The sequence below is a fragment of the Rudaea cellulosilytica DSM 22992 genome, from assembly GCF_000378125.1.
GTDB classification, from domain to species: Bacteria; Pseudomonadota; Gammaproteobacteria; order Xanthomonadales; family Rhodanobacteraceae; genus Rudaea; species Rudaea cellulosilytica.
On sequence record NZ_KB899241.1, the window covers coordinates 1243961 to 1260241 of the forward strand.

Here is a 16281-nt window from a genome sequence, read left to right on the forward strand (position 1 = left end):
ATGGCGACGAAGAAATCCCTGTTGATCGAACTCGGCACCGAAGAGCTGCCGCCGAAGGCGCTCGACGAGCTGGCGAATGCGTTCGCGACCGGCGTCGCAGAAGGTCTGAAGAAGCGTGGCGTCGAAGCCGATGCTGCGAATGCGAGAACGTATTGCTCGCCTCGCCGTCTCGCCGTGCTGATTCCGGCGGTCGCCGCCGAACAGCCGCCGCAGAAATCCGAAGTGCTCGGACCGTACCTCAACATCGGGCTCGATGCGAACGGTGCACCGACGCCGGCGCTGCAAGGCTTCGCCACGAAGAACAACATCGCCGTCGAGCATTTGCAGCGCATCACCGATGCCAAGGGCGAGCGCTTTGTCGCGCGCAGTGAGAAACCAGGTCGCCCGACGGTTGAACTGATTCCGGAAGTTGTTGCCGAAGCGCTCAAGGCGCTGCCGATCCCGAAGCCGATGCGCTGGGGCGATCACGATTACACCTTCGTGCGTCCTGCGCACTGGCTCGTGATGCTCTACGGCAGCGATATCGTCGAGGGCCAAATCCTCGGCCTGAAGTCCGGGCGCCAGTCGCGTGGCCACCGCTTCCACCATCCGCAGCCGGTGCATATTGCCGATGCCGATTCCTGGCTCGACTCGCTGCGCGCCGCGAAAGTGCTGGCCGATCCGGCAGCGCGCCGCGTGCGTGTGCGCGAAGAAGTCGCGCGCGTGGCGAAAGAAACCGGCGGCGTCCCGCGCCTGTCCGACGCGCTCTGCGACGAGATCGCCAACCTCACCGAATGGCCGGTCGCGATCGCGTGCGCGTTCGAGCGCGAGTTCCTCGCCGTGCCGCAGGAAGCGCTCGTGATGACGATGGAGACGAACCAGAAATTCGTGCCGGTGTTCGATGCGGAAGGCAAATTGACCGAGCGCTTCATCGGCGTCGCCAACATCGAATCGAAGGACCCGGCCGAGATCCGTAAGGGCTACGAGCGCGTGATCCGTCCGCGTTTTGCCGATGCGAAATTTTTCTGGGACGAAGACCTGAAGACACCGCTGGCCGCACAGCAGGATGCACTCAAGAACGTCACCTTTCAGCAGGCGCTTGGTAGCGTGTGGGACAAGAGCGTGCGCGTCGCCGAACTGGCGCGTGTGACGGCCAATCGTCTCGGCGTCGATGCCGGCCTCGCCACGCGTGCGGCCGCGTTGTCGAAATGCGATCTGCTCACGCGCATGGTCGGCGAATTCCCCGAACTGCAGGGCGTGATGGGTCGCTATTACGCGACTGCGAACGGCGAGAACGCCGAGGTCGCGCAGGCGCTCGACGAGTTCTATGCACCGCGTTTCGCTGGCGATGCGATCGCGCAAGGCAAGGTCGCGCAGGTGCTCGCGGTGGCCGAGCGCCTCGACACGCTCGCCGGCATTTTCGCCGTCGGCATGAAGCCCAGCGGCAACAAGGATCCGTTCGCGCTGCGCCGCACCGCACTCGGACTCGCGCGCACGCTGATCGAAGGTGGCCTCGCACTCGATCTCAAGGCACTGCTGATAGAAGCCCTGCAACTGCTGCCCGACATGGCACTTGCCGCGGGTCTGCCGAAGGGCAAGGACGGCAAGCAGCCTGCGCTCGACGCTGGCGCGCGTCGCGATGCGCTTGCGGCCGAACTATACGAATTCGTGCTCGATCGCCTGCGCGGTTATTATGCCGATCAAGGTGCCGCCGCCGAAGCCTTCGAGGCAGTGCGTGCACTTGCGTCGGCCGATCTAACCGATTTCGATCGCCGTCTGCGTGCGGTCGTCGAATTCGCCAAGCTGCCACAGGCACAGGCGCTCGCTGCGGCGAACAAGCGCATCGGCAATATCCTGCGCCAGGCCGGCGGCGAACCCGGCAACAAGATCGATCCGGCGTTGCTCGACGCGGGTGCCGAGGCCGATTTGCACCGTGCGGTCGAAGCGACCGCCATCGCGATCGCACCACTCGCCGCGCAAGGCCGCTATGTCGAAACGCTGCAGCAACTGGCTGGCCTGCGCGAGCCGGTCGACACCTTCTTCGACGCGGTGATGGTGATGGTCGACGACGTCGCCAAGCGCGCCAATCGCTTGGCGCTGCTCAACCGCCTGCGCGGCATGTTTCTCGACGTCGCCGATATTTCGTTATTGCCCGGGGCGTGAGCTGCGGTCGCAGCCCTTGGCGTGGCCGAGTTGCATCAGCTGCATCAAGCGCGCGTTCGATTGCATTTGCTGACCTTGCGCAACGAGAGTCTTAGATTGAGCTAGATTCTGGTCTCTGAGTGGTTTACTTTCGGCGGCTTCACGTTCCTTGATGGCATTGCGGTTCGCCTGGTCGGCCTGGGTTGCCGCCATGCACGCCGGGCCGCCGACGAAACCACAGGCGGCGCCCGCGGCCTGAGTCGTGGCGTTGACACTTGGTGCGTCGCGCGCTCGCTGCATCTGAGCCAATTGCATGAGCTGCGCGTTGGTGTCGTTGACGGCTGCGATGTTGCCGCGCATCGATGCGACGTAAGGTTGCATTTCCGTTGCAATCTGGGCGCAGCTCATGTCTTCATCGCCGGGACGCGCACCCGAGTCGTCGCGGGCGGCGGCACTCACAGCAATCAGCAAGCAGGCCGATACGATTCCACAGGCTGCTGAAATTCTCATGGCGCTCTCCTAGTTCTTCACGCAATGCTTCTGCGTCCACAAGGTACGCAGGCGTTCTTTGCGCGCGTCGGGTTTGGCCGCTCCGGCCTGAGCGGCAACGTCGATTTGGTTCTTCATGGTGCTTTCTGCGGAGGCCTGGGCGGCAACGGCCGTTGCGTGTGTCGGATCGAGCTGTCCGACAGTCATAGCAGCGCCGAGCAATGCAGCCGTTCCCTTGGTCTGCGCTTCCATTTTGCTTCGAGTCGCATCGCGCTGTTGCTGTTCCTTTTGCACGATCGTCATGCCCTCGGCATAGATCTGATCGCAGGACAGCGCTTCGTCGCCGGGCCGCGCGACCGGATCGTCGCCAGCAACGGCAACGGACATGCAGGCCAAGAGCATGCCGAGGCATGCAAGCTCAAATCGCAGTGCCGATTTCGTCATGTGCCGAACTCCCAGCGGCGAGCGATGAAAACGCTACGCCGCTTCCGCGGCACATGCAACGATGGTCGCGACAGCATCAAACGTGCCAGTCGCGGCCGCCGCTACTTCAAGTGTGTCCAGAGATATTCGTAGCCGAGTGCCGACATGAATGCCGCCTGCTTGTTGTCGGCCGCAGCGCCGTGGCCGCCTTCGATGTTCTCGTAGAACGACGCGCCGTTGCCGTACTCGAGCATGCGCGCGGCCATCTTGCGCGCCTGGTGCGGGCCGACGCGGTCGTCGCGCGTAGAGGTGGTGAACAGCAAGGGAGGATACTTTTTCCCTTTTTCCACATTTTGATACGGCGAGAAGGTCTTGATGAACGCCCAGTCGTCAGGCTTGTCGGGATCGCCGTATTCGGCCATCCACGAGGTGCCGGCGGACAGGTGCGTGTAGCGCTTCATGTCCAGCAGCGGCACCTGGCAGACGATCGCGCTCCACAGTTGCGGATAGAGCGTGAGCATGTTGCCCATGAGCAGACCGCCGTTGCTGCCGCCCATTGCACCGAGATGCGCTTGCGAGGTAATTTTTTTCGCGACCAGATCCTGCGCCACGGCGGCGAAATCCTCGTATGCGCGCAGGCGATTGGCCTTGAGCGCGGCCTGGTGCCAGCGCGGGCCGTATTCGCCACCGCCGCGGATGTTGGCGAGCGCGTAGACGCCGCCCTTGTCGAGCCATGCGCGGCCGACGCTGCCCGAGTAGCTCGGCTGCAGCGAAACTTCAAAGCCGCCGTAGCCGTAGAGCAGGGTCGGATTGCCGCCATCGAGCTTCATGTCCTTCGGCCCGATCACGAAGTAGGGTACGCGCGTGCCGTCCTTCGAGGTTGCGAAGTCCTGCTGTACCCGATACTTCGATGCATCGAAGAAGCTCGGACTGTGCTTGAGCGGCTTCGCCTCGCCCTGGCCGAGCGCGCCGTAGTACAGCGTGGTCGGTTCGAGGAAGCCCGACACGGTGAGGAAATAGCTGTCGTCGTGATCGGCATCGATGCCGCCGGCCGAGATCGTCGACAGCGCTGGCGCGCCACCGAGCGCGGCGCGCTTCCATTCCGTGCCGGGCCTCAAAGGCGGGGTCAGCACTTCGAGCTTGCTGACCACATCGTGCAAGGTGTCGAGGATCAGATGATGCCGCGTCCAAGAATGGCCAGCGAGCGAAGTCGTTTCACTCGGCGCGAACAGCACCGTGAAGTCGCGCTTGCCGGCCATGAAGTCGTCGAACTTGATCGCGATCAGCGAACCCGACGGATAGGTGTTGCCGCCGACGGTCCATGCGTTGCGCAACTGCACCGTCATCCATTCGCGATGCGTGCCGAAACTGGCCGCATCGAGCGGAATGTCGATGCGGGTCAATTTGTTGTCTTTGCCGCGCAGAAAATTTTCGCCGCTCCAGAAATCGATCGCGCGCGAAACGAAATCGCGTTCGAAACCGGGCGTGTCGTCGCGATAGGCGCTGATCGAGAGATCGTCTTCCTTGCCTTCATACACGGTCGTTGCATCGGCCAGCGGCGTGCCGCGCTTCCATTCCTTGACGATGCGTGGATAGCTCGACTTGGTCATCGAGCCGGGGCCGAAGTCGGTACCGACGTAGATGCGGTCTTTGTCGATCCAGTTCGCTTGGAGTTTGGCTTCCGGCAGCGAGAAACCGTCCTTGACGAAGGTTTTGCTCGTCAGGTCGAACTCGCGCATCACGCTCGCGTCGGCACCGCCGCGCGAGAGGAAGACGAGGCAGTGGCGGTAGTCGGGCTTGAGGCAGTCGCTGCCGTGCCAGACCCAATTGACGCCTTCGGTCTTGCCGAGCGCGTCGACGTCGATCAGCGTCTCCCACTTCGGATGCTCCTTGCGGTATTCGGCGAACGTCGTGCGCCGCCATAGGCCGCGCGGATTCGTCTTGTCCTTCCAGAAGTTGTAGTAGTACGTGCCCATCTTCGACACGTATGGAATGCGCGCGTCCGAATCCATCACTTCGAGGATCGCGTCGCGTGTCTTGTCGAATTCCGGCGAGGAGCCGTAGGCCTTGACCGATTCCGCGTTGCGTGCCTTGACCCAGTCCAACGCCTTCGCGCTGTCGGTTTCTTCGAGCCAGAGATAAGGGTCTTCGACGACAGCAGGGGAGGTTTTGTTCGGATTCACGGCAACAGGTTTTTGTTCGACGCGGGAGCAGGCGGCAGCCAGCATGACGCAGGCAGCGAGAGCGATCCAATGGAGTTTCATGCGCGGCTTCCTTGAGGGGAAGCGCGCAGCTTGGCCGAACACCGCATCGGCGTCCAGTCGAGGCTTGAGCGCTCGTCCGTCTCAGGCCGCGGCTCTGGCCTGGTCGCGCCGGTGCAGCGTGCTTTTAAGCGCGCGCGCCATCCGCCGCACCGCTTCGGCGAGTTCGATCTCGTCGTGGAAGCCGTAGCCCAGACGCAACGTGGATGCATCGTTTTGCTGGAAATCGAAGCGACGCGCGTCGGAGAAACAAATACCTTCAATTTGACCGGCGCGAATCCAGGCCGGCAGATCGATCGTCTGGTCCGCGCGCGCCCACAGCGCGAGGCCACCTTCGGGCACGCGGAATTCGAGTGCGCTGCCGAGCTGGCGGCACAGCGCCTCGGCCAGCGCGTCGCGTCGCGAGCGATAGAGCCGGCAGGCGCGGCGCAGATGACGTTCCAGTTCGCCGTCCTCGAACAGCTCGGCGATCGCGCATTCGACCGCTGCATCGGTGCGAGGATCGCTCGCCGCACGCAGCGCCGCGATGCGCCGGAACGCGGCCATCGGCGCGGTGACGAAAGCGGTGTGCATGCCGGGGGCGAGCAGGTTGGCGAGCGAGCCAAGGTACACGACGTTCGCGCGGCCGCTGCCTGCCGCGATCGGCAGTACGGGTTTGCCTTGATAGTGAAACTCGTGGTCGTAGTCGTCTTCGAAGATCACGAAGCGGTGACGCATCGCGAGTTCGCCGAGGCGCGCGCGGCGTTCCGGCGCCATGACGACGGCAGTCGGAAATTGATGATGCGGGGTGAGGAACACCGCGCGCAGCCGCTGCTGCACGAGCAGATGTTCGAGCGCGTCGACATCGAGGCCGTTTTCGTCGATGCGGACCGGCAGCAGACGGGCGCCCGCCAGACGCAGCGCATTCCACGCCGGTGGGTAGCCCCAGGCTTCGACAGCGACGGCGTCGCCCGGCGCGATCAAGGCGCGCGCGGAGAGATCGATCGCCTGTTCGATGCTGTGGGTGACGAGAAGGTTGTCGGCGCTGACCGTGAGCCCGCGCGTGCGCGTGAGCATCGCCGCGAGTTGCTCGCGCAGGCACACGTGGCCGCACGGGTCGGCGTGCGTAACCAGCGCGCGACCGCGGCGATCGAGTGCGCGATGAAACGCGCGGCTCAGCGCGCGCGCCGGGAACAGGCGCGCGTCGGGCATGCCGCCTGCGAGCGTCAGCATGCCGGGCGAAAGTACGCCGATCGGGAGCGAAGACTGCGTTTCCGGCGGCAAGGAGTAGGTCGGTATCGCGATGTCGATAGCGCGCGGTCGCAGTGGTGTCGGCATCGCCTCGGCGACGAAGGTTCCGCCGCCATTGCGCGTGCACAACACGCCCTCGGCGACGAGTTCGGCGTAGGCGGCGACCACGGTATTGCGGTTGACGCCGAGATGCGTGGCCAGCACGCGCGTGCCGGGCAGCGGCGCGCCGATTTTCAATCGGCCTTGACGCACGGCGTCGGCGAGTGCGCCGGCGAGCTGCAGATACAGCGGCTGCGCGCGCGTGCGGTCGAGGGCGATGTCGAGGGTCCATTGGCGCATGTGATCAGGACGCAACCGGACCACCCATCGTCGCAAAACCGGCGCTTTCGACGCGATCGGTGCGCGCGGATGCTGTGACCGCGCCGACTCGCGCGCAGATCAGCCAGGAGACTTCCCGTGCGACCGATTTCCTTTGCCTTTTTCGTCGCGGCCGCGACGCTCGCGCAAGCCAGCGTTGCCGCCGAAAGTCCATCGTCCCATTCGCCCGCTTATCGAGTCGCCCTGCTCGGCTCGCTCGGCGGTTCTCGCAATAGTGGCGCCAGCATCAACGACTGGGGTCTCGTTGCCGGTTATTCCAATCGCGCCGACGGCAGTCGTCATGCCAGTGTCTGGTACGGCGATCAGCCGTGGGACCTCGGCACGCTCGGCAGCGCGAGCGGCCTCAACAGCACGGTGGTCTGGCCGGTGAAGAATCATCTCGGCATCGTCTCCGGCATCTCGCTGACCGACGCGGCCGATCCGCGGAACGAAGGCTGGAGCTGCGCCGCATTCATCGCCAATCCGACCGGCCGCATCTGCCAGGGTTTCCTCTGGGCCGGCGGCACGATGCTGCCGCTGGCTAGCCTGGGCTCGGGCGACCACAACAGTTTCGCCGCAGGCACGAACGATCTCGGCCAGACCGTCGGCTGGGCGGAGAACGACCTGTCCGATCCGAGCTGCGATCCGCAGTCGCACCAGGTGCTGCACTTCAAACCGGTCGTTTGGGGTTTCGGTGGAGCGCCGCGTGAACTGCCGCTGCTCGGCAACGATTCTGCCGGCTCGGCCACGGCGATCAACAATCGCGGCCAGGCCGTCGGCATTTCCGGCAGCTGCGATCAAGCGGTCGGGCGCTACTCTGCCGCGCATGCGGTGCTATGGGAGAACGGACATGTCACCGAACTGGTGAATCCCAACGGCGCGCCGTATTGGAACACGCCGAACATGATCAACGAGCGCGGCGACGTCGTCGGCTTTGCCGGCCTGCCGGGCGATGTCGACGGCAATCTGACCCCGCCGTTCCTGTGGACGCGCGGCGGCGGCTTCCAGATCCTGCCGATGCTCGCCGGCGATATCGGCGGCAGCGCGCAGAGCATCAACAATCGCGGTGAGATCGTTGGCTACGCGTACCCGTCAAGCTTCGTAACGCATCCGTTGTACTGGCAGCGCGGCAGCACGGCACCGGTGGACCTCAATACGCTGATCGAACCGGTCGCGGGCTACGTGCTCAGCATCGCCAACGACATCAACGATCGCGGCCAGATCACTGGCTATGCGACGGCGACCGACGGTTCAAAGAAACGCGTGGCGTTCGTGGCGACACCAACGGGACGCTGATCTTTGTCGGAGCCCGGCCAGCGGCGCGGGCGCCGTGCTCGCCATTCCTCGGCCAGCGGGGAATGGCGAGCGTTTTCGTCGATGGCTCAGAGCAACGGGATCAACAACAGCGCAACGATGTTGATGATCTTGATCAACGGATTCACCGCCGGGCCGGCCGTATCCTTGTACGGATCGCCGACGGTGTCGCCGGTGACCGCGGCCTTGTGCGCGTCCGAGCCCTTGCCGCCGAAGTTGCCGTCCTCGATGTACTTCTTCGCGTTGTCCCAGGCGCCGCCGCCGGTAGTCATCGAGATCGCGACGAACAGGCCGGTGACGATCGTGCCGATCAACACGCCGCCGAGCGCCTGCGCGCCGGCGACGGAGCCGCCGAGGAACTTGAAGCCGAACACGACGAGCACCGGCACGAGCACGGGCAGCAGCGAAGGAATCATCATTTCCTTGATCGCCGCGCGCGTGAGCATGTCGACCGCGCGCGAATAATCCGGCTTGGTCGTGCCTTCCATGATGCCCTTGATCTCGCGGAACTGGCGGCGCACTTCCTCGACCACCGCGCCGGCCGAGCGGCCGACCGCTTCCATCGCCATCGAGGCGAACAGGTACGGAATCAGGCCGCCGATCAGCAGGCCGATGATGACGTAGTGGTTGGACAGGTCGAACGTGATCCCGGCCAGACCTGGCTGGCCGTTGAGGTTGTGCGTGTAGTCGGCGAACAGCACGAGCGCGGCGAGGCCGGCCGAGCCGATCGCGTAACCCTTGGTCACCGCCTTGGTCGTATTGCCGACCGCGTCGAGCGGGTCGGTCACCGCGCGCACTTCCTTCGGCAGTTCGGCCATTTCGGCGATGCCGCCGGCGTTGTCTGTGATCGGACCGTAGGCGTCGAGAGCGACGATCATGCCGGTCATCGACAGCATTGCGGTCGCGGCGATGGCGATGCCGTAGAGGCCGCCGAGCGAGTAGGCGCCCCAGATCGAGGCGCACACCGCGAGCACCGGATACGCGGTCGACTTCATCGAGATGCCGATGCCGGCGATGATGTTGGTCGCATGCCCGGTCGTCGAGGCCTGGGCGACGTGGCGCACCGGGGCGTACTCGGTCGCGGTGTAGTACTCGGTGATGACGACCATCGCCGCGGTCAGCACGAGGCCGATCAGTGCGCAGAAGTAGAGGTTCAGCGCGCCGACCTTGGCGCCGGCCATCAGGCTCGTCGTGATCGGATAGAACGCGATCGCGGCGAGGATCGCCGAGACGGCGACGCCCATGTAGAGCGCGTTCATGATCTTTGCGCCGGGCTTGGTCTTGACGAAGAACGTGCCGATGATCGAAGCGATGATCGACACGCCGCCGAGGACGAGCGGATAGAGCACGCCGTTGGCGCCGAGTTCGGCCGCGAGCACGCCGCCGAGCAGCATGGTCGCGACGAGGGTGACCGCATAAGTCTCGAACAGGTCGGCCGCCATGCCGGCGCAGTCGCCGACGTTGTCGCCGACGTTGTCGGCGATCACGGCCGGGTTGCGCGGATCGTCTTCGGGAATGCCGGCTTCGACCTTGCCGACCAGGTCGGCACCGACGTCGGCACCCTTGGTGAAGATGCCGCCGCCGAGGCGCGCGAAGATCGAGATCAGCGACGAGCCGAAGGCGAGGCCGACCAGCGCGTGCAGCGCCTTCTCGGTCGGGAAGCCGAAGTGCAGCAGCGCGAGGTAGTAACCGGCGACGCCGAGCAGGCCGAGGCCGACGACGAGCATGCCGGTGATTGCGCCGCCGCGGAAAGCGACGTCGAGTGCGGCGGCCAGGCCCGAGCGCGCCGCTTCGGCCGTGCGCACGTTGGCGGCGACCGAGACGTTCATGCCGATGAAGCCGGTCGCGCCGGAGAGGATCGCGCCGATCGCGAAGCCGATCGCCGTCGGCCAGCCCAGGGCGAAGCCGATGACGACGAATAACACGGCGCCGACGACGCCGATCGTTGTGTACTGGCGGTTGAGATAGGCACGCGCGCCTTCCTGGATCGCCGCCGCGATCTGCTGCATGCGCTCATTGCCGGCCGGCTTGGCCATGATCCAACTTCGCGACCAAACGCCGTAAACGATCGCGAGCAACGCGCATATGGGCGCGATCCAGTAACCGTATTGTTGCAACATGCCTTTCTCCCTAGAAACAGGCTGATGGATAGAAACAACGATGGGGCGGTACGGAAAAGCTTTGCCGAAGTATACCCAGCCTCGTCGAGATGGGTAGCTGCGCTGCGCAAACTCTGCGGATCGCGCGTTGTGGTATCGCTGTCAGTGTCGGTGCGGCGCGCGTGCCAGTACCCAGACGTCGACGCGCGCGACGCCGGCACGCTTGAGCGTGCGTGCGGCTTCGCGCAGGGTCGTGCCGGTCGTCATCACATCGTCGAGCAGGGCGACGTGGGCAGGCGCTGCGTGATTCGTGTCGACTTCGAATGCGCTGCGCAGGTTCTTGCGGCGCGCGACGGCGTCGAGATCCGACTGCGCCGCGGTCGCGCGCGTGCGGCGCAAAAGCCCCGGCGCGAGCACGAGGCCGAACTCGCGCGCGAGCGGCTTGGCCAGTTCGAGCGCCTGGTTGTAGCCGCGTTCGCGCAGGCGCGAGGGATGCAACGGCACCGGCACGATAAAATCGGGTACGGACGCGATCGTGCCGTCATCCAGCGCCGTGCGCAACGCGGTGGTCCACAGCTCGGCCAGCACGCGCCCTGCGGCGAGGCTGTGGCCGAACTTGAGTTTGGTCAGCAGCAGATCGAGCGGATGGCCATAGAGGTACGGCGCGAACGCCGTGTCGAATGCAGGCGCGTTCTTCAGGCATTCGCCGCACAGCGCCGCTGGCGCGGCCAGCGGCAGGGCGCAACGCGCACAGGCGATGTGATTCACGGCGAGATCGGCGAGGCAGGCGCGACACAGGTCGCGCAGGGTTTCGCCGCGCGCGCCACAGAGCAGGCAGTGCGGCGGCAGCAACGCGAACTGCAGGCGCCGCCACAGCCCGTCAACTTTCGACGAAGCTCTCGGGTTGACAGCTGGAAGGAGCGTATTCACACTGCGGAAAAGTCTACGCCCAAACGAATTTATTCCGATGTCTGCAAAAATCGAATCCATGCCGACTGCCGAGCGCGTCAGCCGCGGCGACGTGCTCGCCCTGTTCGCACTGCCATTCAACGACCTGCTTGCGCGCGCGCACGATGTACATCGCGCGCACCACGATGCGAACGCCGTGCAGGTGTCGACATTGCTGTCGATCAAGACCGGAGGCTGCCCCGAGGATTGCGCCTATTGTCCGCAAAGCGCGCGCTACGCGACCGGGGTGAAGGCCGAAAAACTCATGTCGCTGGATGCCGTGCTCGAAAAAGCGAAGCAGGCCAAGGCTGCCGGGGCGACGCGCTTTTGCATGGGTGCGGCCTGGCGCTCGCCGAAGGATCGCGATGTGGAAAAGATCGCCGAGATGGTCGGTGCCGTGCGCGCGCTCGGCATGGAAACCTGCGCGACGCTCGGCATGCTCAGCGCGCCGCAGGCGTCGAAGCTCAAATCGGCGGGGCTCGATTACTACAACCACAACCTCGACACCGCGCCCGAGTTCTATGGCGAGATCATTCACACACGCGAATACCAGGATCGCCTCGACACGCTCGACAATGTGCGCGCGGCCGGGATGAAAACCTGTTGCGGCGGCATCGTCGGCATGGGCGAATCGCGCGAGCAGCGGGCCGGCTTGCTGCACACGCTGGCGTGCCTGCCCGAGCATCCGCAATCGGTGCCGATCAACCGCCTCGTCCAGGTCGCCGGCACGCCGCTTGACGGCACGGCGCTGCTCGATCCGTTCGAATTCGTGCGCACGATTGCCGTTGCGCGTATTTTGATGCCACGCTCGATGGTGCGCTTGTCCGCCGGCCGTGCCGAGATGAGCGACGAGCTGCAGGCGCTGTGCTTCTTCGCCGGCGCGAACTCGATCTTCTACGGCGAGAAGCTGCTGACCACCGGCAATCCCGACGTCGAGCACGACCAGGCGCTGTTCGCGCGGCTTGGCATTGCGCCCATGCAGGTCGAGCTGGAGCCGGGCACGGTGCATGCGGATATTGTCGAAGCCGCGTAATTTGTTGCCGTCATTCTGCCGAGAATGGGAATGACGAGTAAAAAACATGAGTCGTCCTGATCTCATCGAACGTCTCGCCGCCGCCCAAGCCGAGCGCGCGCGGCAAGATTTGCTGCGCCGCCTGCGCAAGGTCGAGGCGGTCGACGGCGCGCGCATCCAGATCGACGGCAAGGTGCTCGTCAACTTTGCCAGCAACGATTATCTCGGCCTCGCCCAGCATCCGGCGCTGCAGGAAGCGCTGATCCGTGCAGCGAAGCAATGGGGCGTCGGCGCGACCGCGGCGCATCTGCTTGGCGGTCATCGCGAGGAGCACGAAGCTCTCGAAGAAAAACTCGCAAGCTGGACGCGACACAAATGCGCGCTGCTGTTTTCGACCGGCTACATGGCCAATCTCGGCGCGCTGCAGGCGTTGCTCGACGAGAGTGACGTCTGTGTGCAGGACAAGCTCAACCATGCTTGCCTGATCGATGGTGCGCGGTTGTCCGGGGCGACGCTCAAGCGCTATGTGCATGCCGATGTCGGCAGCGCGAAACGCCAGCTCGAAGCGAGTGCGGACAGCGCCGCGCTGCTTGCCACCGATGGCGTGTTCAGCATGGACGGGGACGTCGCTCCGCTCGCCGATCTCGCCGCCCTGTGCAAAGCGCAGCGGGCGACGTTGATGGTCGATGACGCGCACGGTCTCGGTGTGCTCGGCGACGAAGGTGCGGGCAGTCTCGTCGAAGCGAACCTGAGGCAGGACGATGCGCCCGTGCTGATGGCGACGCTCGGCAAGGCGCTCGGCGTCAGTGGCGCGTTTGTCGCCGGCAGCAAGGCGCTGATCGACGGCCTCGTGCAGTTCGCGCGCACCCATGTCTACACCACGGCGATGCCGCCAGCATTGGCAGCGGCGACGAGCGCCGCAGTCGATGTCGCGCGCTTCGAAGACTGGCGTCGCGCCAAGCTGCGCCATCTCGTCGCGCATTTCCGTCACGGTGCCAGCGAGCGCGGCATCGGCCTGTTCGATTCGCGCACGCCGATTCAACCGGTGCTGGTCGGCGCCAGCCGCAGCGCACTGATCGCCGCGCAACGACTCGAGGCCGACGGCTATTTCGTGCCGGCGATTCGCCCGCCGACGGTCGCACAAGGCAAAGCGCGGCTGCGCGTCACCTTTTCCGCGCTGCACGACGAAGCCGATGTGGAAAGACTGTTGAATGCCCTCGCCCGCGCGATCGCGCATGCGCAGCGCGCGACAAAGAGGGATCGTTGAACGACATGCTGCATATCGAAACGGCCGGCTCGGGCCCCGACCTCGTTCTGATCCACGGCTGGGCCATGCACGGCGGCATCTTCGCGCCGCTGACGCCGCTGCTCGCCGAACATTTCCGCGTGCACGTCGTCGATCTGCCCGGCCACGGTTTCAGCCGCGACGACGACGCGCCGATCGATGCACAAGTGTGGGCTGCGCGTATCGCGGCGTTGACGCCGATGCACGCGATCTGGGTCGGCTGGTCGATGGGTGGCCTCGTCGCACTGCATGCGGCGCTCGATCACCCGCGGTCCGTGCGCGGCCTCGTCGAGATCGCGAATTCGCCGCGTTTCGTTGCGGCCGCCGATTGGCCGCACGCGATGGCGGCGAAGGTGCTCGAGGGTTTCGAGTCGGGTCTGGAGCGCGACTACCGTGCCACGGTCGAAGGGTTTCTTGCGCTCGAACTGATCGGCAGTCCGAATCCGCAGTCGACGCTGCGTAATCTCAAGACGCGCGTGTTCGAACGCGGCGAGCCGCCGCTGCGCGCGCTCGTCGACGGTTTACGCGTGCTCGAAACCACCGACCTGCGCGCACGCCTTGCGGAGCTCGCGATGCCGAGTCTGTGGATTGCCGGCCGCCGCGACCGACTGATTCATGCCGAGGCGATGCGCTGGGCGTCGCAACAGACTGTGCATGGCGAATTCGTCCAAATCGATTCCGGACACGCGCCGTTTCTGAGCCATCCGCGCGAAGTCGCCGATGCGATTATCGAATTCGCCGGTAGGGTGCCGCCCGCATGACCCCGCCGTTCGATACGCGTCAGGTGCGCCGCGCTTTCGGCCGCGCGGCGGCGAGTTATGACACGCATGCCGTACTCCAGCACGAAGTCGAGCAGCGTTTGCTCGAACGTCTCGAATATTTCGAAACGCTGCCGATGCGCGTGCTCGACCTCGGCTGTGGTCCTGGCCGCGCCGCGCAGGCGATGCGCATGCGCTGGAAGGGCGCGCAAGTGATCGCACTCGATGCCGCGTTGCCGATGTTGAACCGCGTCAAAGCCAACTGGCTGCGTCCTGTCGCGTGCGTAAACGCCGATGCGCGTGCGCTACCGCTCGCCGACGCGAGCATCGACGTGCTCTATTCGAACCTCTGCATTCAGTGGATCGACGATCTGCCGGTGCTATTCGACGAATTCCGCCGCGTGCTGCGTCCGGGCGGTTATCTTGCTCTGTCGACGTTCGGCCCTGACACGTTGCACGAGCTGCGTGCGGCGTGGGCGCAGGCCGATCGTTCGCCGCACGTGAGCCACTTCGCCGACATTGCGCGCGTCGGCGACGCGTTGATGCATGCCGGTTTCCGCGATCCGGTGCTCGACGGCGAGCACTTCACACTGACGTACAACGACGCGTCGACGCTGATGCGCGAACTCAAGGCGATCGGCGCGACCAATGCCGATCCGCGACGCACCCGTGGTTTGACTGGTCGCGCACAGCATCGCCGCGCAGTCGAGGCCTATGAAACCTTTCGCGCCAACGGCGTGCTGCCGGCGACCTACGAAGTCATCTACGCCCACGCCTGGGCGCCCGATCCTGGCCAGCCGCGGCGCCGCGGCGGCGGCGAAATCGCGAGTTTTCCGATCGAGCGCCTGCGCGGCTCTCGAAGGTAGTTCACCACGCCGGTCCTTCCGCAGAGGGTGGATCAGGACCGCGGACTCCCCGATTCAAACTTCGCGTTCGCGGAAACAGGAAACGAGGTGATCGTTGACCATCCCCGTCGCCTGCATATGCGCGTACATGATCGTCGAGCCGACGAAGTTGAAGCCGCGCTTCTGCATGTCCTTGCTGAGCTCGTCCGAGATCTCGCTGCGCGGCGGCACGTCGCCGTGATTGCGCCAGCGGTTGCGGATCGGTTTGCCGTCGACGAACGACCAGAAGTACGCATCGAGGCTGCCGACTTCGTCGACGACTTTCAACGCGGCGCGCGCGTTGTTGCGTGCCGACCAGATTTTCTGCCGGTTGCGGATGATGCCCGGATCAAGCAGTCGCTTCTCCAGCGCCGCATCGGTCATACGCGCCACTTTCGCGATGTCGAAATCGTGGAACGCGCGGCGATACGCTTCGCGCTTGTTCAACACGGTGGACCAGGACAGCCCGGCCTGCGCGCCTTCGAGCACGATGAATTCGAACAGCTTGGCGTCGTCGTGCAGCGGCACGCCCCATTCCTCGTCGTGGTAGGCGAGATAGAGCTCGTTGCCGCCCTCGGCCCAGCGGCAGCGCTTGCGGATTTCGGATTTCGCGCGCGCGGTCATTATGTGTGTGCCTCCGAGATCTCAGCCGACGACCTGAGCGGTCCAGTCCGGTAGGTTGTAGTAATTGGTCACGCGCGCGATCTGGCCTGCGCGGATGTCGAAGAATGCGCCGGCGGGCAAAATATACTTTTGTCCGTTCGCCGGCGGCAGGCCTTCATCGGTGACGAGATATTCGCCATGCACGACGAACTCGGCGCTACCACGCGTGCCGTCGTCGCTCGCCATGACGACCATGTCGCGCAGCTGCTCGCGGTAGCAGCGTTCCATGTGCGCGAGGAACGCGCGGAACGCGGGTTTGCCTGTTTCGCGCTTGCCCTGATTGATGTCGTGCACGACATCGTCAGTGAGGCAGTCAAGCATGCCGTTCCAGTTGCCAGCGTTGAAGGCGGCGTAGTAGCGGCGGATCAGGTCGGTAGTGGAATTGCTCATTGTGATTCCGGCGTTCAAGGAGGAACACATAGATTACAAAGTGCGAC

General features: G+C 65.0%; 14 protein-coding genes. 6 read left to right on the forward strand and 8 right to left on the reverse strand.

The annotated features are described in order from the left end of the window. Complete coding sequence (gene glyS / locus F455_RS0105520) at window positions 1-2142, forward strand: glycine--tRNA ligase subunit beta (RefSeq protein WP_026293103.1); 2142 nt, start codon at window positions 1-3, stop codon at window positions 2140-2142. Here the strand turns inward: glyS and F455_RS0105525 are convergent. The 4 genes from F455_RS0105525 to pdxR all read right to left on the reverse strand — a co-directional run bounded on the left by F455_RS0105525 (window position 2125) and on the right by pdxR (window position 6863). Continuing rightward, window positions 2125-2631 carry a hypothetical protein gene (locus F455_RS0105525; protein WP_157578467.1) on the reverse strand — a complete coding sequence of 169 codons (507 nt, stop codon included), beginning with the start codon at window positions 2629-2631 and terminating at the stop codon, window positions 2125-2127. The two genes, glyS and F455_RS0105525, sit on opposite strands and share 18 nt — an antisense overlap. Window positions 2632-2640: 9 nt before the next feature. Continuing rightward, window positions 2641-3054, reverse strand: coding sequence for a hypothetical protein (locus F455_RS0105530; RefSeq protein ID WP_018972279.1), 414 nt, complete (start codon window positions 3052-3054; stop codon window positions 2641-2643). Between the two features lie 101 nt (window positions 3055-3155). Beyond that, the gene (locus F455_RS0105535; RefSeq protein ID WP_157578656.1) at window positions 3156-5261 is read right to left on the reverse strand and encodes a prolyl oligopeptidase family serine peptidase; all 2106 of its coding nucleotides are present in this window, start codon (window positions 5259-5261) and stop codon (window positions 3156-3158) included. Between the two features lie 117 nt (window positions 5262-5378). Further along, the gene (gene pdxR, locus F455_RS19890; protein WP_018972281.1) at window positions 5379-6863 is read right to left on the reverse strand and encodes a MocR-like pyridoxine biosynthesis transcription factor PdxR; all 1485 of its coding nucleotides are present in this window, start codon (window positions 6861-6863) and stop codon (window positions 5379-5381) included. Window positions 6864-6980: 117 nt separating this feature from the next. Between pdxR and F455_RS0105545 the strand changes: the two genes are divergently transcribed. Further along, on the forward strand, window positions 6981-8177 hold the full coding sequence (locus F455_RS0105545) for a hypothetical protein (RefSeq protein ID WP_018972282.1): 1197 nt from the start codon (window positions 6981-6983) through the stop codon (window positions 8175-8177). Window positions 8178-8263: 86 nt separating this feature from the next. Here F455_RS0105545 and F455_RS0105550 read toward each other — a convergent pair whose 3' ends face one another. Beyond that, the gene (locus F455_RS0105550; protein ID WP_018972283.1) at window positions 8264-10315 is read right to left on the reverse strand and encodes a sodium-translocating pyrophosphatase; all 2052 of its coding nucleotides are present in this window, start codon (window positions 10313-10315) and stop codon (window positions 8264-8266) included. 141 nt (window positions 10316-10456) lie between these two features. Further along, window positions 10457-11224 carry a ComF family protein gene (locus tag F455_RS0105555; protein WP_018972284.1) on the reverse strand — a complete coding sequence of 256 codons (768 nt, stop codon included), beginning with the start codon at window positions 11222-11224 and terminating at the stop codon, window positions 10457-10459. A 37-nt stretch (window positions 11225-11261) separates the two neighbouring features. Here F455_RS0105555 and bioB point away from each other — a divergent pair, with 37 nt between their 5' ends. From bioB to bioC, 4 genes are read left to right on the forward strand one after another with little or no spacing between them, the layout of a single operon-like run. Then, window positions 11262-12275, forward strand: coding sequence for a biotin synthase BioB (gene bioB, locus F455_RS0105560; protein WP_018972285.1), 1014 nt, complete (start codon window positions 11262-11264; stop codon window positions 12273-12275). Between the two features lie 46 nt (window positions 12276-12321). Then, window positions 12322-13521 carry an 8-amino-7-oxononanoate synthase gene (bioF, locus tag F455_RS0105565; RefSeq protein ID WP_018972286.1) on the forward strand — a complete coding sequence of 400 codons (1200 nt, stop codon included), beginning with the start codon at window positions 12322-12324 and terminating at the stop codon, window positions 13519-13521. 8 nt (window positions 13522-13529) lie between these two features. After that, window positions 13530-14300, forward strand: a complete 771-nt coding sequence (gene bioH, locus F455_RS0105570) for a pimeloyl-ACP methyl ester esterase BioH (RefSeq protein ID WP_026293106.1) — start codon at window positions 13530-13532, stop codon at window positions 14298-14300. After that, entirely contained in the window at window positions 14297-15163 is an 867-nt protein-coding gene (gene bioC / locus F455_RS0105575) for a malonyl-ACP O-methyltransferase BioC (RefSeq protein WP_018972288.1), read from the forward strand. Before bioH ends, bioC begins: the two co-directional genes overlap by 4 nt. A 54-nt stretch (window positions 15164-15217) precedes the next feature. Here the strand turns inward: bioC and F455_RS0105580 are convergent, their stop codons facing one another. Together F455_RS0105580 and F455_RS0105585 are read right to left on the reverse strand one after the other, a co-directional pair. Further along, entirely contained in the window at window positions 15218-15805 is a 588-nt protein-coding gene (locus tag F455_RS0105580) for a DNA-3-methyladenine glycosylase I (RefSeq protein ID WP_018972289.1), read from the reverse strand. Window positions 15806-15826: 21 nt separating this feature from the next. Next, a complete protein-coding gene (locus F455_RS0105585; protein WP_018972290.1) occupies window positions 15827-16234 on the reverse strand; it encodes a ketosteroid isomerase-related protein in 408 nt (135 codons plus the stop codon). Between the last annotated feature and the right edge of the window lie 47 nt (window positions 16235-16281).

What these genes read in the sequence shown, in the direction of transcription:
- glyS (WP_026293103.1), top strand. Translation starts at nt 1, where the DNA reads ATGGCGACGAAGAAATCCCTGTTGATCGAACTCGGCACCGAAGAGCTG.
- F455_RS0105525 (WP_157578467.1), bottom strand. Translation starts at nt 2,631, where the DNA reads ATGAGAATTTCAGCAGCCTGTGGAATCGTATCGGCCTGCTTGCTGATT.
- F455_RS0105530 (WP_018972279.1), bottom strand. Translation starts at nt 3,054, where the DNA reads ATGACGAAATCGGCACTGCGATTTGAGCTTGCATGCCTCGGCATGCTC.
- F455_RS0105535 (WP_157578656.1), bottom strand. Translation starts at nt 5,261, where the DNA reads ATGCTGGCTGCCGCCTGCTCCCGCGTCGAACAAAAACCTGTTGCCGTG.
- pdxR (WP_018972281.1), bottom strand. Translation starts at nt 6,863, where the DNA reads ATGCGCCAATGGACCCTCGACATCGCCCTCGACCGCACGCGCGCGCAG.
- F455_RS0105550 (WP_018972283.1), bottom strand. Translation starts at nt 10,315, where the DNA reads ATGTTGCAACAATACGGTTACTGGATCGCGCCCATATGCGCGTTGCTC.
- bioB (WP_018972285.1), top strand. Translation starts at nt 11,262, where the DNA reads ATGTCTGCAAAAATCGAATCCATGCCGACTGCCGAGCGCGTCAGCCGC.
- bioF (WP_018972286.1), top strand. Translation starts at nt 12,322, where the DNA reads ATGAGTCGTCCTGATCTCATCGAACGTCTCGCCGCCGCCCAAGCCGAG.
- bioC (WP_018972288.1), top strand. Translation starts at nt 14,297, where the DNA reads ATGACCCCGCCGTTCGATACGCGTCAGGTGCGCCGCGCTTTCGGCCGC.
- F455_RS0105580 (WP_018972289.1), bottom strand. Translation starts at nt 15,805, where the DNA reads ATGACCGCGCGCGCGAAATCCGAAATCCGCAAGCGCTGCCGCTGGGCC.
- F455_RS0105585 (WP_018972290.1), bottom strand. Translation starts at nt 16,234, where the DNA reads ATGAGCAATTCCACTACCGACCTGATCCGCCGCTACTACGCCGCCTTC.